We start from the raw sequence: 23615 nt of genomic DNA on the forward strand, positions 1-23615 counted from the left end.
GTAATTTAGTAGATTTGATGTAAAAATTGTTGCATTTCTAAAGATTAAAGCACAATTTAAAGCTAAATATTTAAATTTTATAATCAATAAGTTTAATAAATATTCATATATTAATACAGATTAATAAAAGTATGAGTTATTATAAGTCGAATACAACTTATAATTGAGAAAATAAGTTTATAATAACTTAATAATTATCTGAATTGTTTGAATAAATTTAATTCGTTGAAATTGCTTATATTATAGTAGTTAAATTTAAGTTATATATGACTTAATAATTGTGTAATAAGAATTTTATAATTAATTCAACACTGAAATAGATAGCTTAATTAGTATATATGGCATAAAAATATAATAATTGTATCATTATAAAAGTAAAAGATTAAATAAAATTTATAACTAAATAAAAACTTTTAAACAGCAATCAAAGATTTGTAATAAAATACATCCCTTATAAATATATTTATTATATAAGCTGATACCAGAAATATAAGAATTAACAATTGTGGAGGGATAAAATATGATAGCTGTTAAAGATGAGAATAACGTAGTAAACTTAAGAGGGGAGTTAGACAATAAGCTAGAATTTAGCCATGAAATATTTGGAGAAAAATTTTATAATATGAAAATAAAAATAAATAGACTAAGCGATTCTTTTGATATACTTCCAATGACTGTATCAGAAAGACTTCTCCAAGATATTGACCTTGATAAACAAAATTTAGTCAATGTCATAGGTCAATTAAGATCATATAATAAAACATTAAATAATAAAAATAGATTAGTGCTTACAGTGTTTGTCAGAGAAATAAAAAGTATGGACGAGGAAAATAAAGATCCTAATAGTATATTTTTAGATGGATATGTGTGTAAGGAACCTGTGTATAGGAAGACACCTTTAGGGAGAGAAATAACCGATTTATTAGTTGCTATAAACAGACCTTATAACAAATCTGATTATATCCCATCAATAGTTTGGGGGAGAAATGCTAAATTTGCAAAGAATCTAAATGTTGGTGATAGAATACAGCTTTGGGGTAGAGTTCAAAGTAGAGAATATGAGAAAAAAATAGATGAAAATAATGTGGTTAAAAAAATGGCATATGAAGTATCCATATCGAAAATAAAAAAATTGGATGAAAATAACAATGAATAAACATAAAAATAGACTGTTTTTTATGAATAAAATACTAATAAATTTGGTATAATATCATATTAAAATGTATAAAGATTGTTTAAAAAAATACTAATGAAATATCTCTTGAATAGTTGCTCGCCATTTATTATAATGTAATCTGTACATAATTTATAATTGAGGAAATGAAGAGGTGAAGCGTTGTGAAAAGCATATTATGTCAGATAAATAAACAGCCGGTTAAAGCTAAATATACATCTGATGAATTAGAATGTTTTTTGGATACAATTGAGTATAATGTAGGTGATAAAATATTGCTTGTTGGTCATATAGGAAACCTAGGCAAGAGATTGAGAGGTCTTGGGACTTCTGTAACTATACTGGAGAATAGTAACTATGAAGATGTCTGTTATTCTTTAGTGTATAATGAAAATTGCAATGTAGTTAAAGGTAAGTTAGAGTTTCTACCATTTGATGATAATCAGTTCAACAAGATAATAATAGTTGACCAATTTAATGTTATTACAGATTGTGAAAAAGCTTCATCTGAAATACAAAGAGTATTAAAGGGCAATGGAGAGGTTATATTAGAGGATTTAAATTTAAAAAATTTAAAAGTTAAGTTAAACTATCTTAAACATAAGTTTTGTGGTTCTGTTGCAAAGATTCACTATCCACATGAAGTATTCAATATATTTTCAAGATTAAACTTTGATGGTATGATTAAAGAGTCAAATAAATTAAAATATATTTATGTGGGAAAAAGAAGATAAATGAGTTAAAATATAAATATGGATATAATATAAAAGACTAGGTTAAGCCTAGTCTTTTATTATAAGGAGATGTTTAAATGGAAATAAATTATGAATTAATAATAATTGTTATGCTCTTTGTAATCCTAATGTCAATACAATTTACTTTAAATAAGATATACTTGATTCTTAAAGAAATAAGACAAATACTTATGTTAAAGAAAAATAAGGAATGATGATTATGATAGGTTTAGAATATATAAAATCGGACATTCAAAATATAGCTGAGGCTATAGTGTCAGTACTCAATATAGATGTAACTATAGTAAATAAGGAGTTATTTAGGATTGCAGGTACAGGAATATATGTGGATAAAATAGGTGAGAAAGTAGATAAATATACGGCTTTTAAAAAATCACTTACAGAACAGATTACAATACTAATTGATGACCCAAAGAGTAGTGATATATGTAAAGAATGCTATAAGAATGGCGATTGTGTAGAGTTTGCAGAGGTATGTTGTCCTATTATATGTGATGGAGATTCTCATGGTGTTATAGGTCTTATAGCCTTTACAAAAGAGCAAGCACAGATTATAGAAAATAATAAAAATGGTCTTATAAACTTTTTAGGAAAGATGGCAGATTTAATATCTAATAAGCTAAAAGCTCAAATTAAGACATATGAATTGGAGTTAGAAAAGAAAAAACTAGAGACTTTATTAAATAATATGGATAAAGCTGTTGTGTCTATTGATGTGGACGGTAAGATTGATAAGTATAATTCAAAATTTAAAGAACTTTTTAATATAAAAGATAATATAACTGGCAAAAACATATTTATCGAATTAGATTTTATAAAGAAGCCTTCTATAAATAATTTTAAGAAGGACAAATCATGTAGCTTTTTTTACAAGAGATACGGATATGACTCAAAGGGCATATATAACATAAACAAAATAGTGCTAAAAAATGAATTAAAAGGATATGTTATTGACTTTATAGATAAAAGAGATGCTATAAAAAACTACAATAAGATGAATAAAGATTATAAGATAAAATTGGAAAACATAATTGGAGAAAGTGTAGCTATAAGAAATTCTAAAAAAGAAGCCTTAATAGCTTCTAAATCAACATCAACAGTACTTATTACTGGGGAAAGTGGAACGGGTAAAGAGCTCTTTGCAAGAGCTATACACAACCATAGTAATAGGGTAGATAATCCTTTTATAGCTGTAAACTGTGCAGCGATACCAGATAATTTATTAGAGAGTGAATTATTTGGATATGAAGAGGGTGCTTTTACTGGAGCTAAAAAAGGTGGAAAGCTTGGAATGTTTGAAGTAGCACATAAAGGAAGTATATTTTTAGATGAAATAGGAGATATGAGTTTGCATTTACAATCAAAATTATTGAGGGTATTACAAGAAAAAGAACTTAATAAAATTGGAAGTAAATCAAATGTTTTGATAGATGTAAGAATTATCGCTGCTACAAATAAAGATTTAGAAAAAATGGTTCAAAATGGTACCTTTAGAGAAGATTTATATTATAGACTAAATGTTATACCTATAAAATTACCAAGTCTAAGAGAAAGAAAAGAAGATATACCACTTATAATCAAGCATATGGTTAAGGAGTATTCAAAAAAATTAGATAAAAATGTTATCGATATAGATAGCATGGTTGTTGATGCTATGATTGAATATAAGTGGCCAGGTAATATAAGAGAACTACAGAATATTATTGAATATAGTGTGAATATGTCTTCATCTCCAATAATTACAATGAATGTAATTCCTCGAAAAATTAAGAATACATTTGTAGAGGAGTTAGAAGTTAAAAGTGACAGGATAATTCCACTTGATGAACTAGAGAAAATCGAGATAATAAAAGCTTTAAATAAATACAAAGATTATAAAAAAGATAAAGAATTAACAGCTAAAGCACTTGGAATATCAAGAGCTACATTATATAGAAAAATTGAAAAATACAATATAATTTCATAGTAATATAATAAAAAGCTATATAAAATTTAAATTTTCTAAATTCATAACTTTAAAGAAAGCTTTAAACTTCTACTATAAGTATTTTGCATAATCTTTTTTATGAATTAAAAAATGGTTTTTATAAGTTAAAAAGTAATACGTTTGAGTCGTCTCAAAATGATATAGAATCTCATTTTGAGATTTTTTTTTGTCTTTTTGCGAAATTGTCACATATTTCCCCATTTTAAAAAATATAAAACCTCTATCCAAATAAAAAAAATATATAAATAAAACCAGTCGTCTCAATAATTATAGAATATCAAATTAAAAATATGAACAGAAATAAGAAATATGGCATGTATTTTGCTATAAATATAGATGAAGATAAGAAATTATTTAAAAGAATTATTTAAGTACTAAATCTAAACTTAATTGGGAGGTTTATATATAATGAGAGATATAAGAAAAGAATTAGTAGAAATGTTAAAGGCAGAAGTTAAGCCAGCAGTAGGATGTACTGAACCAGTAGCTTTAGCTTTAGCATGTGCAAAGGCAAAGGAATTATTAGGAGAAGAAATAGTTGAAAATTGTATGTTAGTTAGTCCTAGTATCTATAAAAATGGTATGTGCGTAGGTATACCAGGTACTGAAAGATTAGGACTAAAAATAGCAGCAGCTCTAGGTATAGTAGGTGGACATTCTGAAAACGGATTAAGTGTTTTAGAGACCCTAACAAAAGAAGAAGTTAAAATAGCTGAGGATTATATGGATAATACTCCTCTATCAATAACTCCTGCTGATACAAGAGAGAAAGTGTTTATAGAAGTTGTGTTAAAAGGAGAAAATCATGTTGCTAAAGTTAGAATAAGAACTAAGCATGATAATTTTACGTTCTTAGAAAAAGATGGAGAAGTATTATTAGACAATGAACCAAAAGTATCAGTTTCAAATGATGCAACAGAAAAAGTTGAGAGCTTAATGGATACTGTAACTATACAAGAATTAATAAAAAATGTAGAAGAAATTGATTTTAAAGATATAGAATTTTTACTAGATGGAGTAAAAATGAATGAAGAAATGGCTGAATATGGATTAAAGCAAAAAACTGGTATTGGTGTCGGATACGGAATTAAAAAGTCTATGGAAGAAGGTCTTTTAGGTAATGATGTTATAAATTATGCAATGATGTTAACTGCTGGAGCTTCAGATGCAAGAATGGCAGGGGTAAAAATGCCTGTTATGAGCTCAAATGGAAGTGGAAACCATGGATTAACAGCAATTCTTCCAATCGTTGCTTACAATAAAAAGTTTCCACAATCTGATGAAAGACTAGCAAAAGCTTTAGCTATATCTCATCTAGTAACTGGTTATATTAAGAACTATACAGGAAGATTATCTGCTGTATGTGGATGCGGTGTTGCTGCATCTACTGGAGCAACTGCTGGTATCTCGTGGCTTATGAATGGTACTGAAAAGCAAATAGAAGGGGCTATAGAAAATATGATAGCTGACTTAAGTGGAATGATATGTGATGGTGCAAAAGCTGGTTGTGCATTAAAATTATCTTCTGCTGCATCTGCGGCTATACAAAGTGCCATAATAGCTAAGCAAGATTGTTTTGTACCACCACTAAATGGTATAGTTGGTTCAAGTGTTGAGCAAAGTATACAAAACTTAGGTATAGTAAGTGATAAAGGTATGTCTATAACAGATGAGATAATCCTAAATGTAATGAATGATATGAATAAAGTTGACTAGTATTTTAAAATATGTTTTGTAGTATGAGGTATAACAAAAATAGCATAAATAAATTTAATTAGTACCATCTAATAAAATACGATTATGTATAAGTTTATGTATAATAGAAAAAACTTGTTAGTGCAAGTTTTTTCTTTTTTTGTCTAAAATATATAGTATGTAATTTAGTATGAATATATTAATTACTTAAAATATAAGATACATTGTTAATAATTGTTGAATGAAATTAAAAACTCAATAATATTGGCTAATATTGAATAAGAGTATTGAAAAAGTGAGCAATCTCTTATAAAATTAAGAAGGATTATTACAATTGGAGGTCTTTTTATGGATATAGAAACAAAAAAATGGGAAGTGTTGTATTCAGAAGAAAAAATTAAAGATAAATTAAAAGAATTAGGAGCAATTATAGAAAAAGATTATAAAGATAAAAATCTTATGGTGGTTTCTCTATTAAAAGGTAGCTTTATATTTTGTGCAGACTTAGTTAGAAATATAAATTTACCACTTAGAGTTAATTTTATGACTACATCTAGTTATGGAAACAGTGAAGAAAGTACTGGAAAGGTTAAAGTGGTTTCAGATGTGACTACTGATATAGAAGGATATGATGTGTTAGTTGTAGATGATATTACTGATTCTGCACTTACTATGGATTTTGTATTAAAACATTTAAAATCTAAAAACCCAGCTAGTTTAAAATGCTGTGTTCTTTTGGACAAACCAAGTAGAAGAAAAGTCGATTTAATACCAGATTATTGTGGATTTGAGATAGAGGATAAGTTTGTGGTTGGATATGGATTTGATTTTGGTGATTACTATAGAAATGTTCCTTATATATTTAATGTTACAGATGAAGATAGATAAGCAATTATATAATTTTGTGTATGCCTTAATATGATTTTTATTAATCGTGTTGAGGTTTTTTTATTTAAAAAGAAATCTAAAGTAGGATTAGTTTAATTTTATACAGATTAACTGGTTTTATTTTTATAATTTAATAAAAAAATTTTAAATAATTGATAGGAAATAAGATTTTTAATTGTATTAGTAATTGTAAAGGCTTTTACAAAGGAGGTATTAACTTGGAAGATAAACTGATAATCAAAAATATAAAAAAACAAAAAGAAAAAGGAATGGAAATGCTTATTGATGAGTATGGGAGTTTTATAACATCTATAGTCAGAAGAACCCTTGCTAATGCTAGGATTTATGAAGAAGAATGTATAGACGATGTACTTTTATCAATATGGAATAACATAGAAAAATTTGATAGTGAAAAAAATTCTTTTAAAAACTGGATAGGTTCTATTTCTAAGTACAGAGCAATTAATTATAGAAAAAAGTATGCAAATAGCAATGTCTATTTAGATTCAGAAGCTAAAGAAATAATCTATATAGACAAGGACTTAGATAAAAGGGAAATTGAAGAAGAAGTAGATAATCTTATAAGTACATTAAGTTATAAAGATGCAGAGCTTTTTAGAAAGTATTATTTAGAGGATGTATCTCTAAAAGACATAGCTATTCAAAATGAAACTACTGTTGAGAATCTACATAATAGACTCTCAAGAGGAAGGAAAAAAATGAGACTTAGTTTAAGTAAGAAGAAAGCCTAAGTATAGAATTAAAAATAGTAAATGGTTTAAATATAGAAAATATAGAAGAAAAGGAGAATTTTATGAGAGATAAATTTGATTTATTTAATGAGACAAATATAGATATAGGAGAATATGATGATGTTGTATTGAGTAGTGAAGAAAAAGGTGAGATGAAAAAGAGAATGAAATCTAAGATTCAATATAATAAGAATAATAATTTTAAGAGGTATGCTCTAGTAGGGGGATTATCAGTAGTTATTTTAGGTACATCTGCATTTACTAATAAAACTACTCTAGCATATATGCAACATCTAGGAAAACAAATAGAATATTTCTTTAATAAGGATACTGAAGAACTTAAACCTTATAAAAAGATTGTGGATAGTGTTGCTACAGATAAAGGAATCAGTATAAAGTTAAATGAGATTATGCTTGGAGATGGAGAACTATTCCTCAATATAAGTGTTGATGATGGTAAGCTTGATAAAGATGCTTTGGGATTAAAGAAAGAAAATGGATTCTTAGGAATTGATGATATTAAAATTAAAGTTGGAAATATGAACTTTGTCTCAATAACAGGTCCTTCTACATCAGAAAAAAATAAAGATGGCACTACTAATATGCTTATGACTTGTAAACTTGATAATTTGGATAAGAATGAAGATGGAAAAAGTGATGTAGAAAATTTTGATTTATTAAAAAACATAGATTTAAATAAGAACTACGATATAAAGATAAGTATAAATAAAGTAGAGTATGAGTTAAATAAGGATATAAAAACATCAAAAGAAATAGAAATAGGAAATATGGGTGGAGTAGAAGGAGAACACCTAAATGGGTATCTTAGTGGGAATTGGTCATTTAATACAAACATAAATGGTTCAAATATAGTTAAAGATACAAGGATTTATAATGTAGATAAGAATGTAAGACTAAAAAATAAAAATATTGATGTTGATTTAATATTGAAAGAAGTAAGAGTTTCTCCTACAAAGATTAGGATAATGTATGGATTTAAGACTAATAAATATAATTTTGATAAGGATGATAATGCACCAAAGATATTAAAGTTTGCACTTAAAGGTGGAAGAGGAAAAAATTTAGAGCTTCTTAGTGGTTCTGAAGGTTATGATTTAGGATATTCTAAAGGTAATTATGTTGAATCTTATTTAGAATACGAAATTAAAAAAGATGTTAAAAAAATAAGTGTGACTCCAATAATAGAAGACTGGGGTAAGAAAGGCAACAATGTAACAACATTTAATAATCAAAGTATAGATATTGATATAAGTGAATAGATATATTCTAACATAAGAAATTGTCGATTCATATAATTAATTAGAGCAATACTCAATAGTCATAGAGTATTGCTCTAATTTTAAAAAAGGGAGGATTTATTGTATGAGTGATTACAATGACAATTTAGGTTCAAGCTTGTATCAAGATGTAGGTCCAACAGGAGCAACAGGGGTATTAGCATCAAACAATGCACAATTTACTGTACATCTTCAAGCCTTGGGAATAATTCACTAATAACATTTAACTCATCATTTATAAATGGAACTAATATAACTTTTCCAACAAGTAGTACTATAAATCTTGCAGTTGGAGGCATATATAATGTATCTTTTGGTATACGTGCTATACTTTCGCTTGCGGGATTTATGTCAATTACTACTAATTTTAATGGAGTAGCTCAAAACAACTTTGTTGCAAAAGCAGTAAATACACTTACCTCATCAGATGTAAGTGTAAGTTTAAGCTTTTTGGTTGATGCTAGAGCAGCAGCTGTTACTTTAAGTTTTACATTTGGCTCAGGTACGACAGGTACTTCTCCAGCTGGGTATGTATCAGTCTATAGAATACAATAATTAATATGATAAATAAGGAAAACTACAAAATAGCAAATGATATGATTCTATATAGTAATAGATAAAATCATAGAAAGGCGAATCTTTATAGACAAAAGGAAGGTATACAAGTTGTAAACTCTTAGAATATATATTAAAATCTCAATCAATTGAGTATTCAAATTATTAAATATGAATATCTAAATAGATTGAGATTTATTATGTACAAAACTTATCCTAATATATCTGACATTTTATAAAGTCCAGATTGCTTACCAACTAAAAATTTAGCTGCAACTATAGAACCGTTTGCAAACACTTCATCAGATTGAGAATGATGACTAAGTGTAAGAACTTCATTATCACCTGCAAATATAATGTCATGGTCACTGATTATATTGCCACCTCTTATAGAGTGTATTCCAATTTCATTTGGTTTTCTTTTACAATCTCTACCATATCTTCCATGTGTATTTACACTTTCAGGTAAGGATTCTTTAATTGCATTGGCTATCATAGTAGCAGTTCCACTAGGAGCATCTTCTTTTCTATTGTGATGCCTTTCTATGATTTCAATATCAAAGCCTTCTAACATCTTTGAAGCATCCTTAACTAATTTTATTAAAATATTTACTCCAAGAGATGTATTTGATGATAATAATATAGGAATATTTTTTGATGCTTCTTCTATTTTGTTTAAATCACTCTCATCATATCCAGTAGTAGCTAATACTATAGGTGTATTATTCTTTAGTGCATATGATAAGATAGGTTCTAAAGTTTCGTGATGTGAAAAGTCTATTATGACATCAGCATTTTCATTTACATCAGTAATTGTTTTATAAAGCCTTGTATCACCATGATACATTTTTTTGCCAGCAGACCTAGCTACACCACAAACTAGCTCTAATTCACTATCTTTTTTTACACATTCTGCCAACACTCTTCCCATTGTACCATTATAACCACTAATTATAACTTTCAACATAAATTCCTCCTATGAAATTAATAAAAATTTGTTATATTGTTGTAAGTTTATTTTATCACTAATATAATTTATATAAAACAATATTAAAAATAATAAGAGTATAATTTACTAGATATTAAAAAATTGAACTTAGATTTAATCTATATTAAATATAGGTTCATATATCATAAAATTTACTTAAAAATCAAAATTGAAGGAATTAAAAATATATAATAATAATAAAAACATTACAAGTGAGGAATAAGATAAATTATAAAAAAGAGGCATATCTCTATTTTGAGATAGCCTCGTTCTTAGTTAATACATTACTATTTAATTAGTCTAAACTTCTAAGGTCATCCATAAGTTTAGTCTTGTCAGCCGTTTTTTCATCTTTCATTTTTATAACTTTAGCAGGAGAACCAGCAACAACAGCACCAGCTTCTACGTCAGTAGTTACAACAGCACCAGCTGCAACAACAGCGCCTTTACCGATTCTAACACCTTCAAGAATGACTGCATTAGCTCCTATTAAAACATCATCTTCAACTATAACAGGAGTAGCAGAAGGTGGCTCTAAAACACCAGCAACAACAGCACCAGCACCTAAGTGAACATTTTTACCAAGAGTACCTCTAGCTCCAATAACAGCATTCATATCTACCATAGAACCTTCACCAATAACAGCTCCTATATTTATAACAGCTCCCATCATTACAACAGCATTTTTTTCTATAGTAACCATGTCTCTTATTATTGCACCTGGCTCTATTCTTGCATGTTCACTTAAAGTATTTTTTAGAGGAATAGCAGAATTTCTTCTATCGTATTCTACATGAGTATCTGTTATATCTTTACCATGTTTATCTAATACTTCCATTATATCTTCATAGTCACCTACAAATATATAAGAACCATTACTTCCAAATACTTTAAATTTATCAGTTGATTGGAAATGTAAAGAATTAGTATTTACATATACCTTAACAGGTGTTTTCTTTTTTACTTCTTTTATATATCTTGCTATTTCATAAGCATCGTTTAAATTTACCATTTGTTAATTCTCCTTGTATTTCATTATATTTCTTTTATTATATACTTATTTATTAATTTTAGTATATACTTACTTCTTATTATTTATATTTTAGTTAGTTTTTATTGTATAGACATAGTATTAAATAAATTTATTATATATGTTTGATTTGTATTGCGTATTATTATATCTATATTGTATATATTTAATTTATATTGTGTATTATTATATTTATACTATTATCCCAACATGCTGTCCATATTATAAAATCCTGGTTTTTGCTTAACTAAGTATTTGGCAGCAGCTATAGAACCACTTGCAAAAATACCACGAGATTGGGCTTGATGGCTTATTGTAAGGACTTCATTATCTCCAGCAAATAGAGCATCATGTTCACCAACAATGTTTCCACCTCTTATAGCGTGAATACCAACTTCATTTGGTTGCCTTTTTGCACTGCGACCATATCTACCATAATTATTTTCAACGTTTGGCAAAACCTCTTTTATAGCGTTAGCAATCATAACAGCTGTGCCACTTGGGGCATCTACTTTTCTGTTGTGATGTTTTTCTATTATTTCTATATCAAATCCTTCTAATAATTTAGATGCATCTTTAACCAATTTCACTAATACATTTACACCAAGAGACATATTATATGATTGGAATATAGGAATAACTTTAGCCGCTTCATGTATTTTGTTCATTTCTTCATCATTATATCCAGTAGTAGCAATTACTAAAGGAGTCTTCGTTTTTAAAACATAAGATAAGATATTATCTAAATTAGAGTGATGAGAAAAATCTATAACTACATCAACTTCTTCAACTATAGTGCTCATATCTTCATAGATTTTGAGGTCACCTTCACAGCTATCCATACCTCTAGCTGCAACACAAACCAATTCTAATTCACTATCTTCTCTTATAGTGTCGGCTAAAATCTTACCCATTTTTCCATCATAACCAGTTGCTATAACTTTTAACATAATTTCCTCCTATGATTAAGGGCTAACTTTTGACCAAACTTATCCTTTTACTATGCATTAATTTTTACTATGCATTAACTTTTAGTCCAAAGTTAACTAACTCTTTCTTTAATACTTCTAAATTTGCTGGGTCCATTTCTGCTAGAGGTAATCTTAAATCTCCAACATTGAATCCTAATAAATTCATTGCAGTCTTAACTGGTATAGGATTTACTTCTATAAATAAAGCTGCAATCAGAGCATCCATACCAAGTTGTAATTTTCTAGAACCTTCGATATCGCCTTCAAAGAATTTGGCTACTAAATCGTGAGTTTCTTGAGGGCAAACATTAGCAAGTACTGATATAACTCCTTGACCTCCTAAAGATAACAAAGGAAGTATAGTATCATCATTACCAGAGTAGATAGCAAAGTCATCTGGTACCAAGCTAGCTATTTCTGCAACTTGTCCTAGGTCTCCACTAGCTTCTTTTACAGCAACTATATTATCTATTTTAGCAAGTTCAACTATAAGGCTAGGACTTATATTTACACAAGTTCTTCCAGGGACATTGTAAAGTATAATTGGAAGTTTGACACTATTAGCTATTGTTTCAAAATGACGTTTAAGCCCAGCTTTATTGGCTTTATTGTAATAAGGAGTTATTATTAATAGAGCATCTACTCCTAATTTTTCAGCTTCTTGACTTAAATTAACTGAGTGCATAGTATCATTAGAACCACTTCCAGCGATAACAGGAACTCTTTTATTAACTTTTTCTACGACATACTTAATAGTAGCAAGTTGTTCTTCATCAGTCATAGTATTAGCTTCACCAGTAGTACCACAAGATACTATAGCATCAGTACCATTAGCTATTTGGTATTCAACTAATTCACCTAATTTGTCAAAATCAACCTTATTATCCTTTGTAAATGGTGTAACTAGAGCAACAGCAGAACCTCTAAATATCATATAAAATCAATCCCCTCTTTTTTATTTTTGTGTTTTATATTACAGTTACTTCTAATGCTTGTTTTTGAGTTACTATTAATATTTTACAAAATCATATATTTATACAAGTTTGTACATTATACTAAATCGTATGATAAAGCCATTTCAGCTATTTGAATTGCGTTAGTTGCAGCACCTTTTCTTATATTATCAGCAACAACCCAAAGATTTACACCATTATCAACACTAAAATCTCTTCTTATTCTTCCAATAAATACTTCATCTCTATCATCAAATTCTACAGCAGTTGGATATTCATTTTTAGCAGGATTATCAACTACTACAACACCTGGAGCCTCTTCAAGTGTTTTTACTAAATCCTCTAATTCAAATGGATTGTTAAATTCAACGTTTATAGATTCACTATGACCATTTTTTACTGGAACTCTTACAGTAGTTGCAGTTATTTTTAAGTCGTAGTTATCAAGTATTTTCATAGTTTCATTTACCATTTTCATTTCTTCTTTAGTGTATCCATTTTCAGTGAATGAATCTATATGAGGAAGACAGTTGTAAGAGATTTGATGAGGGTAGAATCCAGTAGGATTGCCATTCATTCCTTTCTCTAAATCTTCAACACCTTTAACACCAGAACCAGATACAGCTTGGTAAGTAGAGTAAACGACTCTCTTAATTTTGTATTTGTCATCAAGTGCTTTAAGAGGAACCATAGCTTGTATAGTAGAGCAGTTAGGATTAGCTATTATACCCTTATGATTTTTTATGGCTTCTGGGTTAACTTCAGGAACTACTAAAGGTACATCTGGATTCATTCTCCATTGACTAGAGTTATCTACTACTAAGATTCCATTTGAAGCAGCTATTGGAGCATACTTTTCACTAATACTTCCTCCAGCAGAGAATAATGCTATTTGTATGCCTCTATCAGTAAATGAAGTTTCCTTTAATTCTTCTACTATATATTCTTTACCACAAAACATTACTTTAGAACCAGCTGATTTAGAAGAAGAGAATAAAAATAGATTTTCTATTGGAAAATTTCTTTCTTCTAATACTTTTAAAAATGTTCTACCTACCATTCCAGTAGCACCAACTATTGCCACATTTACTTTTTTCATATAAATTCACCCCAATTTTAAATTATTAAAACATTGTTTTATTTGATTTTAGTTATACAAGTAAGATATGTTAATATTTTTATATATCCAAAAACTTTAATATTATATTAACAACTTTAATTATATACAAAAAACGCACAAAGGTATACTTTGTACGTCTAATTTATCACTCAAAGTAAACCCTGTAGCTCATCACCTATAAAAATAAGTGACAGTATTACACATGTTATGTGCAATCCCAGAAAATATTATTGCAAGAAATATTTTCTTCGGCTGTAAATCCTTTTTCCAATCATTAACACCTGCCAGCTACTATTGGATACTCTTAGTTACAGCTACCTCTACCCTAGGTTAATAGGATATTAAAATTTGATTATTCTAATAATAATACATATTTAAGAAAAAATCAACTTATTTATATATATATTGCTAAAATTTAAATCCAAAATTTGTCAACTCTTGTTTTAACACATTAAGATTAGATTCTTCCATTTCAGCTAGAGGAAGTCTTAAATCTCCAACATTAAAACCTAAAATATTCATGGCAGTTTTAACTGGAACTGGATTTACTTCTATAAATAAGGCAGCAATTAAAGCATCCATATCAAGTTGTAATCTTTTTGAGCCTTCAATATCACCTTCAAAGAATTTAGCTACTAAATCATGCGTTTCTTTAGGACAGATGTTAGCAAGTACAGAGATAACACCACTTCCACCTAATGATAATAGTGGTAGTATGGTATCATCATTACCGGAATATATAGCAAAATCTTCAGGCACTAATTTAGCTATTTCTGCAACTTGAGCTAAATCTCCACTAGCTTCCTTCACAGCAACTATATTATCTATTTTAGCAAGTTCAGCCACAACAGTTGGCTTTATATTTACTTTAGTTCTTCCTGGTACATTGTATAAAATAATTGGTAACTTAACGCTATTTGCTATTGTTTCAAAATGAAGTTTAAGACCTCTTTCATTAGTCTTATTATAGTAAGGAGTTATTATTAAAAGACCGTCCACTCCCAATTTTTCAGCTTCTTGACTCATATGAACAGACAACATAGTATTGTTTGAACCAGTACCTGCTATAACAGGTATTCTTTTATTAACTTTTTCAACTGTATATTTTATTACAGCAAAAATTTCAGATTCACTCATAGTAGTCGCCTCACCTGTTGTTCCACAAACAACTAGTGCATCTGTGTCATTCTCAATATGGTATTCGATTAATTCACCTAATTTTTCAAAGTTGACATTATTATCCTCTGTAAATGGAGTAACTAAAGCAACAGCAGAACCTTTAAATAACATATAATCAAATCTCCTTTTTATCTAAATTTAATTTTTTAAGTACAATAATAATTATAGTACAAATTAATTAATTTTAATAGGTATAGTTAATATCTTAACTGTTTAAATAAGATATTTATATTATATTAATATTATAAAAATTTGAAATAAATGTTTTATTCTCAAAATATGCATATTAATTTAATAAAATATACCAAAATGGAAATAAAAAATAAATTTTATGCGAATTTAATAACTAATAATTAATATATTTAGGTTATAATAAATATGTGCGTAAAATCTAATAATAAGTAATAATACCGAAGATTCAGGAGGAATAATATGGATACTTTAAAGGAACTTTTTAAAATAGGAAGTGGACCTTCAAGTTCTCATACTATGGGACCACAAAGAGCAGCAGAAAGATTTAAGAATGAAAATCCAGATGCAGAAAGTTTTAGAGCAATATTATATGGTAGTTTGGCAGCTACAGGGAAAGGTCACTTAACTGACTATATAATTGAAAAAACCATAGCACCTAAAAAAGTTGAAATTGTTTGGAAAGAAGATATTATAAAAGATTTTCATCCAAATGGAATGAAGTTTGAAGCTTTAGATAAAGATGGAAATGTAACAGCTGAATGGACTGTATATTCTATAGGTGGAGGGACTATAGCAGAAGAAGGTCAAAGAAACAGTAAAAGTAAGAGCATATATCACTTAGATACAATGGATGAAATAGTAAAATGGTGTAAAGAAAATGATAAGACTTTAGTAGATTTTGTGTTGGAATGTGAACCAGAAGACATAAAAGATTATATAAAAACTATAAAAGATGCTATGAGAAAATCTATTGATGATGGGCTAAGTACGGATGAAACAATACCAGGTAAACTATTATTAAAAAGAAGAGCAAGTACATTTTATAATGCATATCAAAAAGATAAGAATTTCTCAACACTTATATATGCATATGCACTAGCAACTTCAGAGCAAAATGCTTCTGGTAATATAATAGTTACAGCTCCAACTTGTGGTTCTGCTGGTGTAATACCAGGAATATTCTTTGCAATGCAGGATTTCTATAATTATGATGATGAAAAAATAATTGAAGCACTACTTGTAGCTGGAATAATAGGTAATATAATAAAAACTAATGCTTCAATATCTGGGGCAGAGGTAGGATGTCAAGGTGAAGTTGGCGCAGCTTGTTCTATGGCAGCAGCGGCAGTAGCATATTTAAAAGGTGGTACAATAGACCATATTGAATATGCGGCAGAAATAGCACTTGAACATCATCTAGGAATGACTTGTGACCCTGTACATGGATATGTTCAAATTCCATGTATAGAGAGAAATGCTATGGCAGCTCAAAGAGCTTATGATGCAGCTAATTATGCATTATTAACTGATGGCTCACATTCTGTCTCCTTGGACCAAGTCGTTGAAACAATGAAAGAAACTGGTATCGATATGCTGGATAAGTATAAGGAAACTGCTAAGGGTGGACTTGCTAAACATTTCTTCTCTTGCTAAAAAATAAAATTTTTTAATAATAATTCCCCTGTTTTGATTTATGAAACAGGGGAATTATTATTAATGGTGAATTATTTAATAATGCAAAATATTTTTATATTCAATTTAGTTTTTTATTTTTAATTAATATAGTATGTTATATAATATTTTAACTATAAGAGATATAGAAATATTTTTTTAATAAAATAGAATTTGGAGGAGATTACATGAGAGAGGCATCATATTTACAAGAGCAACTTTATAAGCATAGGAAGTTATTAAATCCTATTGCAGAGATTGGGAGAAGAGAGTATAAGACTTCAAAATACATAAGAGATTATCTTGATAAATTAGGAATTGAGTATGAAGTTTATTTAGAAACAGGTATAGTAGGTGTAATAGAAGGGAAAAGACCTAAAAAAGATATTGCTTTTAGAGCTGACATAGATGGTCTTCATAGTGAAGAAGGGGTAAAACATTTATGTGGTCATGATGGACATGCTACTATATTACTTGGATTAATTGAGTATTTAAATGATAATAAAGAAGACTTAAATGATAATATAGTATTTATATTCCAACCAGCAGAAGAAGGTCCTGGGGGAGCAAAAGCTTTAATAGATGAAGGAGTGCTTAGAAAATACAATATTGATGAAATATATGGGCTTCATATATATCCAGAGTTACCAGAAGGTTATGTAGGTACAAGAGAAGGCTATTTTATGGCTCAAATAGGAGATATTGACATAGAAATAGTGTCTAAAAGTGGACATGGGGCTATGCCACAAAATGGAATTGATGGTATAGTGATAGCTTCAAACTTTGTAAGCTCACTTCAAACTATAGTATCTAGAAATATAAGTCCAATAGACAATGCAGTGTTGACTATTGGTAGAATTGAAGGTGGAGCTAGAAGAAATATAATAGCTGAAAATATAAAGATGGAAGGTACTATGAGATGTTTTAGCCCAGAAGTGTATGAGAGAATGAAGCTTAGAGTTAGGGAACTTGCTAGAGGGTTTGAATTAGCTTATAACTGTAAGGTTAATATAAATATTATAGATGATTATATTGCTGTTAAAAATGACAAGGGATTGTATCAAGAGTTTGTAGAAGCTGTTGGAAATGATACTGTTGTAGAGCTAGAGCCACTTATGATATCAGAAGATTTTTCTTATTATCAAAAAGAAGTTCCAGGATTATTTTTTATGTTAGGCTCAAGAAACGAAGAAAAAGGATTTGTAAATGGTCTTCATAATATAAACTTTAATTTTGATGAAAAGATATGTGTAAATGCATTGAATGTTTATTCAAAGTTATTAAAATATAAAAAGGCTATAGATTAGAGAAATAAATTATAAAGATTAAAAAGTTAAAATGCCTAAATTTAAAAAGATGTGAATTGATAAATACCCCTTACATATTTGTATAAATTTCTTTTAATTGACAAAAATACAAATATGAAGGGGTGATTTTTTTGAAAGAAAATATGCAGAGAGAAAAGAAGATAACTAATGGCAAGAATACTAAAATATTGACAAATGATGATATAATGAAATATGAGATAGCCTCAGAACTAGGTCTTATGGACAAAGTTGGTGAACGTGGATGGGCAGGACTTACAGCTAAGGAAGCTGGAAGAATTGGAGGTATGCTTACATCACGCAAAAAGAGGCTAAAAAAGATTGTAGAGGGGCTAAATAAAAAGGATGAGTCAATATAGTGATTTTGCGTTTGTATATGATGAACTTATGAATGAAGTTGATTATGAAGGATGGGTTAAGTATATAGAAGATATAATAGATTATGAAGGTGTAAAAGTAAAAAATATATTGGAATTGGCATGTGGTACAGGTAATCTTACAATTCCATTGACTAAAAAGAATTACGATATAGCTGGTATCGATATATCTGATGAGATGCTTAGTGTAGCAAGAGAAAAGGCGGAAAAAGAAGGAGTAGAATTAGTTTTACTTCAACAAGATATATCAGAGCTTGATTTTGAAATATCTGATTTGGATTGTGTGCTTTGTGCTTGTGATGGATTTAACTATATAACTTATGATGATGATTTAGAAAATGTATTTTCAAAGACATATAAATTGTTAAAGAAAGATGGAATATTTATATTTGATATAAGTTCATTTTATAAATTAGCTAATGTATTGGGAAATAATATGTATGGAGAGAATAGAGAAGATATAGCGTATATGTGGCAAAATTACTTTGATGAAGAAGAGAATCTAATTGAAATGGAACTGACCTTTTTTATTAAAGATGAATGTGGAAAGTTTGAAAGATTTGAAGAAGTACACCAACAGAGGGCGTACACTGAAGATGAGATAGTTGATATGCTTAAAAAATCTGGTTTTAAAGATATAAAATCTTATGGAGATTTTACTTTTGATAAACCTAATGAAGAAAGTCAAAGGATATTTTTTGTGTGTAAAAAATAGGATATTTTTATATGTAAAAAAATTTTGTGTATAGAAGATAAATGTCATATAAAAATACAACAAATACAGGTTTATATATTAAAACAAAGTGATGATGCTTTATAAACTGTTACTTTTTGATAATTATAAAGTTTTATAGATTGAGAGTAAATCTAATATAGAAGAGCTATTATCTAAGGTTAAAATAGGTAAGTATTTATATATTAAAATTAAAATAATAATATAGTGAAATGAGATAATTAACGAAATATGGAGGAATATAAATGAGAGATTATGTACTAAGAGCAACATCAGGAAATGGTCAAGTTAGAGCATTTGTTGCAACTACTAGAAACACAGTAGAAGAAGCTAGAAGATTACATGAAACTACAAAAGTAGCAACAGCAGCACTTGGAAGAACGTTAACAGCGACATCTATAATGGGACTAATGATGAAAAATGATAGTGATAAATTGACTGTAATAATAAAGGGTGGAGGTCCAATTGGAACTATTATCGCAACTGCAGATTCTAAGGGAATAGTAAAAGGATATGTGGGAAATCCACAAGTAGAGGTTGAAGACTATCCAAATGGAAAGTTAAATGTAGCAGCAGCGGTAGGTACAGAAGGTGTTGTAAAAGTTATCAAAGACTTAGGTCTTAGAGAACCATATAACGGGACTTATCCATTGGTAAGTGGAGAAATTGCAGAAGACTTTACTTATTATTTTGCTGTATCAGAGCAAACTCCATCAGTAGTAGCTTTAGGTGTGCTTACAAAAGAAGATGAAGTAGAGTTTGCTGGAGGATTTATAGTGCAATTGATGCCAGATGTAAAAGAAGAGACTATAGCGAAGTTAGAGGAAAATGTAGCAAACTTACCTTCAATAACTAATATGCTAAAGGAAGGAAAATCACCAGAAGATATATTAAATATTGTTTTAGATGGTTTGGAGCCTAAAATACTTGATACTTGTGAAGTTGGTTTTATGTGCGAATGTTCAAAAGAAAGAGTAAAAACTGCGTTGGTTGCAATCGGTAAAAAGTCATTAGCTGAAATAATAGAAGAAGATAAAAAAGCAGAAGTTGGTTGTCAGTTCTGTAATAAGAAGTATATGTATAGTGAAGAAGAGTTGCTTGAGATTTTAAAGGAAATGTAGAGTATGGGAATAGCCATATTGATGTAGTAATGTCATATTGATATAGTAATTAAAGTATAGTTTATCAACAATAGACATATTTGTATTAAAAAATAAGCTCAATAAATTTTTAAGCTTAATAAATTTTAAGAATTAAGAAGCTTTCTGGCTGTAATATTTGCAATGTTACAGTTAGAAGGCTTTTTTATTTTAGTCTACTTTATAAATAGTTCTTTTAAAGATTTCTTATTGAATATAATAATATAATGTATTTTTTATTAATGTGTATATAATTATAATGAATCCTCTTCATATATTTATATAATTTAAAAAAATTTTAATATTCTATTTATATATAATTATTTAGTTAAATTGTCCAAAAAAGGCATAGTTGTTCGTTATATATTTATGAAAAAATAAATAAAGGGGGATTTTCGAATGATGAAAAAACTAATGTCTTTAACTTGTACAGCAGTAATATGCCTAGGTATAACTGGAGTGGTATTTGCTGAGAGTAATGAAACTGAAGGTGGCGTTCATGTATTTGCTGATAATCAAACTAGAGATTCAAGTGGGAAGGAAAATGTAGGTGGAGGCGTATGGGAATATTCATCTACAACTATACGTAATAATGGAACAGGGTCATATTTGAAAGAGTGTAAATCTAATTTTTATCAAAAAAGCAAAAGACATTCATCAACTGCACGTGTTGGAAGTGCAAAAGATTATGATGAAGTTCCAGCTAAATTAACATCACATGCAAGAGCTGTTGGAAAGGTATATGAAAAGGCAAAAGCATACTGGAGTAATCGTTAGTAAATATAAACCATTTACATAAAAAGAGGCTAATTAAGTGCCTCTTTTTATGTAAATAAAACAATATCTATTGTACAAAGAAAGGTGATATTATGAAGAAAATTTTAGTATTATTTCTTTTTATATTTTCTGTATTTTTATATGCTGTTAATTTTAGTCAATACGATTCAGAAAAAGCAAATGAGTTAAATAATTTAGAATCAACTATAGCTAGTCCTTTTAGTATCCCTAATGATGGTGTATTATCCTCTGGAAAAGAAATGTATCAAATAATAAAAAAAGTATCAAATAATATGAATGTAAATATATACAGAACATGTATTAAAGCAAATAAAAACGGAGAATTTGAATATGTAAAGTATATATTAATAAACAATAAATCAACTGACTTTTTTAAGTCTATAGATATTGATAACTTTTCTAAAAGAAGTAATTTAGAAGGTAATAAATTTTATGATACAGAGAATACAAAATCTAAAAATCAAATTGGATTGATAAAGGACTTTGGAAATAATGACAAAATATCAATATATGATTTTAATAAATTGTATGAAAATTTTCCTGTTGCAGGTACATATTCAGTAGAACTTAGTGATGGAATAAGTATGTCTGATTTTTTATCTAATTTATCTACTGAAATAAATAAAAACTTAAATACTAACTTAAAACGAAGCGATTTAATAGCGGAAGAAACTGATGAAATTCAGAATAAAAAAGCAAATTTTTTATTTCAATTGTGTACTTTTATATCAGCAATAGTTAGTATTTTATTAATTATTTTTATAATATTTAATAATTCTAAACAAATATCAATATATAAGCTTCATGGAATAAAGGATAAATCTATTTGGAATGATTTATTTCAAAAATACATTAATGTGTCCTGTTTTTTATTTATATTATTTTCAGTATTAATATCTCTGTTTTTTGGTCTTCCTAGAGATTTTATATCTATTGTATTATTTAAACAAATACTTTATTTTATACTTTTCAGTATAATATCATTTGTTTTTTATATGTATATGAGCGGGTGTAATATCAATATGAATCTGAAAAATAAAAATTCTGATATTATTATAGTAATATTCAATTATACTTTTAAAATAGTGGTAGTTTTTATATTGGTTACAAATTGTATCTCTTTGATAAGTAATATAGATACTTTGAACTATAAACTAGAAAATCTAAAAAATTGGAATAAGGTAAAAGATTATGGTGCAATTTATCCAGTTTTAGTTGGAAATGATGGATTAGAGAAATCAGAAACAGAGATTAATGCAACGGAAAAACTGTATAATTTGTTAAATAAAAAAGGGTCTATATATATAAAATCTAATCTTTATGAAGATGATAGGGAAAAAGATAAGGATTTTGATGGATATTTTACTTTAGTAGTTAATCCAAATTATCTAGAAAAATTTCCGATTTACAACATTAGTAATGAAAAAATAAATGTTGATGAAAATGATACTAATTGGATTGTATTAATTCCTGAAAAGTATAAATATGAAAAAGAAAAAATTATGAAATATATAATTGATAGTAGAAAATCTATATACGATTATGAAATAGATAATTTTACAGGGAAAAAGTATGACAGCATTCTTTCTCAAAAAATTAAAATTATTTGGACTAAAAATGACCAAAATATTTTCTCATTTAATCCAGATGTAAAAAAGCAGAATAATAATATATTAAAGAATGAAATTATAGAAGTAATGACCGAAAAAAATTCTTATCCTAATGAGAAGTATGGTATTTGGGGAGGAGGAAATACAGATCCCCTTAAAATAAAATTAAAAGATAATGATGCAGAAAAAACATATAAATCATTATTGCCATATCTAAATAAATGGAGTCTAAGTGATAACTATACTACATTGATAAACAGTAATGAATTAATATTAAATTATATACATACTTTAAAATATAATATTAAAAATATACTTACTCAGATTATAGTAATAATTATAGTCTTTGCTATAATAATATTTCAAAATTCTTTGATAATATTTCAAATACTTAAGAAAAAGATTATTGTAAAAAGTATTCATGGTGCTGGATTTTTAAAAATATATGGAAATATTTTACTAATATTAGCATCAACATGGATTATTCAACTAGCCATAGAGTACTTGTTATCAAAATCAATAAAGTCCAATGTAATGTTAATATATATAGCATTTTTTATTATTGAATTTTTATTTACATTTTTATCTATTTCCATATTAAAAAGAAAGAATAAGATAAATATATTAAAAGGAGAATAAACTTT

The 23615-nt window shown here is 27.8% G+C and carries 21 protein-coding genes, 1 pseudogene and 1 riboswitch; of the genes and pseudogenes, 16 read left to right on the forward strand and 6 right to left on the reverse strand.

The genetic code is table 11. The annotated features are described in order from the left end of the window. Positions 1-520 precede the first annotated feature (520 nt). The 9 genes and pseudogenes from IR152_RS05755 to bclA2 all read left to right on the forward strand — a co-directional run. Positions 521-1156 (forward strand): single-stranded DNA-binding protein, encoded by a 636-nt coding sequence (locus IR152_RS05755; protein ID WP_227450845.1) that lies wholly within the window; start codon positions 521-523, stop codon positions 1154-1156. 182 nt (positions 1157-1338) lie between these two features. Further along, positions 1339-1908 (forward strand): class I SAM-dependent methyltransferase, encoded by a 570-nt coding sequence (locus IR152_RS05760; RefSeq protein WP_003422084.1) that lies wholly within the window; start codon positions 1339-1341, stop codon positions 1906-1908. A gap of 77 nt (positions 1909-1985) precedes the next feature. Continuing rightward, a complete protein-coding gene (locus IR152_RS05765) occupies positions 1986-2123 on the forward strand; it encodes a hypothetical protein (RefSeq protein WP_003422082.1) in 138 nt (45 codons plus the stop codon). After that, on the forward strand, positions 2120-3895 hold the full coding sequence (locus IR152_RS05770) for a sigma-54 interaction domain-containing protein (protein WP_227450846.1): 1776 nt from the start codon (positions 2120-2122) through the stop codon (positions 3893-3895). Before IR152_RS05765 ends, IR152_RS05770 begins: the two co-directional genes overlap by 4 nt. 429 nt (positions 3896-4324) lie before the next feature. Continuing rightward, the gene (locus IR152_RS05775; protein ID WP_227450847.1) at positions 4325-5632 is read left to right on the forward strand and encodes a serine dehydratase subunit alpha family protein; all 1308 of its coding nucleotides are present in this window, start codon (positions 4325-4327) and stop codon (positions 5630-5632) included. 327 nt (positions 5633-5959) lie between these two features. After that, the gene (hpt, locus tag IR152_RS05780) at positions 5960-6499 is read left to right on the forward strand and encodes a hypoxanthine phosphoribosyltransferase (protein WP_227450848.1); all 540 of its coding nucleotides are present in this window, start codon (positions 5960-5962) and stop codon (positions 6497-6499) included. Between the two features lie 218 nt (positions 6500-6717). Then, positions 6718-7251, forward strand: a complete 534-nt coding sequence (locus tag IR152_RS05785) for a sigma-70 family RNA polymerase sigma factor (protein ID WP_227450849.1) — start codon at positions 6718-6720, stop codon at positions 7249-7251. A 62-nt stretch (positions 7252-7313) separates the two neighbouring features. After that, positions 7314-8531, forward strand: a complete 1218-nt coding sequence (locus IR152_RS05790) for a DUF4179 domain-containing protein (RefSeq protein WP_227450850.1) — start codon at positions 7314-7316, stop codon at positions 8529-8531. Positions 8532-8682: 151 nt separating this feature from the next. Beyond that, a pseudogene (gene bclA2, locus IR152_RS05795) lies at positions 8683-9104 on the forward strand (collagen-like exosporium glycoprotein BclA2); the annotation flags it as partial. Between the two features lie 211 nt (positions 9105-9315). On the opposite strand, the gene dapB (IR152_RS05800) reads toward bclA2, so the two are convergent. From dapB (IR152_RS05800) to dapA (IR152_RS05825), 6 genes are all read right to left on the reverse strand, one after another. Next, complete coding sequence (dapB, locus tag IR152_RS05800; protein WP_227450851.1) at positions 9316-10071, reverse strand: 4-hydroxy-tetrahydrodipicolinate reductase; 756 nt, start codon at positions 10069-10071, stop codon at positions 9316-9318. Positions 10072-10387: 316 nt separating this feature from the next. Next, on the reverse strand, positions 10388-11104 hold the full coding sequence (dapD, locus tag IR152_RS05805) for a 2,3,4,5-tetrahydropyridine-2,6-dicarboxylate N-acetyltransferase (protein WP_227450852.1): 717 nt from the start codon (positions 11102-11104) through the stop codon (positions 10388-10390). A gap of 218 nt (positions 11105-11322) precedes the next feature. Then, positions 11323-12072 (reverse strand): 4-hydroxy-tetrahydrodipicolinate reductase, encoded by a 750-nt coding sequence (gene dapB / locus IR152_RS05810; protein ID WP_227450853.1) that lies wholly within the window; start codon positions 12070-12072, stop codon positions 11323-11325. A 67-nt stretch (positions 12073-12139) separates the two neighbouring features. Then, positions 12140-13027, reverse strand: a complete 888-nt coding sequence (dapA, locus tag IR152_RS05815; RefSeq protein ID WP_227450854.1) for a 4-hydroxy-tetrahydrodipicolinate synthase — start codon at positions 13025-13027, stop codon at positions 12140-12142. A 116-nt stretch (positions 13028-13143) separates the two neighbouring features. Continuing rightward, entirely contained in the window at positions 13144-14145 is a 1002-nt protein-coding gene (locus IR152_RS05820) for an aspartate-semialdehyde dehydrogenase (protein ID WP_227450855.1), read from the reverse strand. A gap of 177 nt (positions 14146-14322) precedes the next feature. Then, positions 14323-14497, reverse strand: a riboswitch (Lysine riboswitch). A 77-nt stretch (positions 14498-14574) separates the two neighbouring features. Continuing rightward, entirely contained in the window at positions 14575-15456 is an 882-nt protein-coding gene (gene dapA, locus IR152_RS05825) for a 4-hydroxy-tetrahydrodipicolinate synthase (RefSeq protein ID WP_227450856.1), read from the reverse strand. A gap of 321 nt (positions 15457-15777) precedes the next feature. Between dapA (IR152_RS05825) and IR152_RS05830 the strand changes: the two genes are divergently transcribed. The 7 genes from IR152_RS05830 to IR152_RS05860 all read left to right on the forward strand — a co-directional run bounded on the left by IR152_RS05830 (position 15778) and on the right by IR152_RS05860 (position 23610). Beyond that, positions 15778-16971: an L-serine ammonia-lyase gene (locus IR152_RS05830; protein ID WP_227450857.1), complete on the forward strand. Its 1194-nt coding sequence runs from the start codon at positions 15778-15780 to the stop codon at positions 16969-16971. A 206-nt stretch (positions 16972-17177) separates the two neighbouring features. Continuing rightward, entirely contained in the window at positions 17178-18296 is a 1119-nt protein-coding gene (locus tag IR152_RS05835; protein WP_227450858.1) for an N-acetyldiaminopimelate deacetylase, read from the forward strand. 131 nt (positions 18297-18427) lie between these two features. Next, on the forward strand, positions 18428-18673 hold the full coding sequence (locus IR152_RS05840; protein WP_395970704.1) for a small, acid-soluble spore protein, alpha/beta type: 246 nt from the start codon (positions 18428-18430) through the stop codon (positions 18671-18673). Beyond that, complete coding sequence (locus IR152_RS05845; protein ID WP_227450859.1) at positions 18660-19406, forward strand: class I SAM-dependent methyltransferase; 747 nt, start codon at positions 18660-18662, stop codon at positions 19404-19406. Before IR152_RS05840 ends, IR152_RS05845 begins: the two co-directional genes overlap by 14 nt. A 263-nt stretch (positions 19407-19669) precedes the next feature. Continuing rightward, on the forward strand, positions 19670-20545 hold the full coding sequence (hslO, locus tag IR152_RS05850; RefSeq protein ID WP_227450860.1) for an Hsp33 family molecular chaperone HslO: 876 nt from the start codon (positions 19670-19672) through the stop codon (positions 20543-20545). Positions 20546-20962: 417 nt separating this feature from the next. Further along, positions 20963-21340 (forward strand): lactococcin 972 family bacteriocin, encoded by a 378-nt coding sequence (locus IR152_RS05855; protein WP_227450861.1) that lies wholly within the window; start codon positions 20963-20965, stop codon positions 21338-21340. A 92-nt stretch (positions 21341-21432) separates the two neighbouring features. After that, positions 21433-23610 carry a DUF1430 domain-containing protein gene (locus IR152_RS05860; protein WP_227450862.1) on the forward strand — a complete coding sequence of 726 codons (2178 nt, stop codon included), beginning with the start codon at positions 21433-21435 and terminating at the stop codon, positions 23608-23610. Positions 23611-23615: the final 5 nt, after the last annotated feature.

Origin of the sequence: Clostridioides sp. ES-S-0108-01, assembly GCF_020662285.1 — a bacterium.
Classification (GTDB): domain Bacteria; phylum Bacillota; class Clostridia; order Peptostreptococcales; family Peptostreptococcaceae; genus Clostridioides.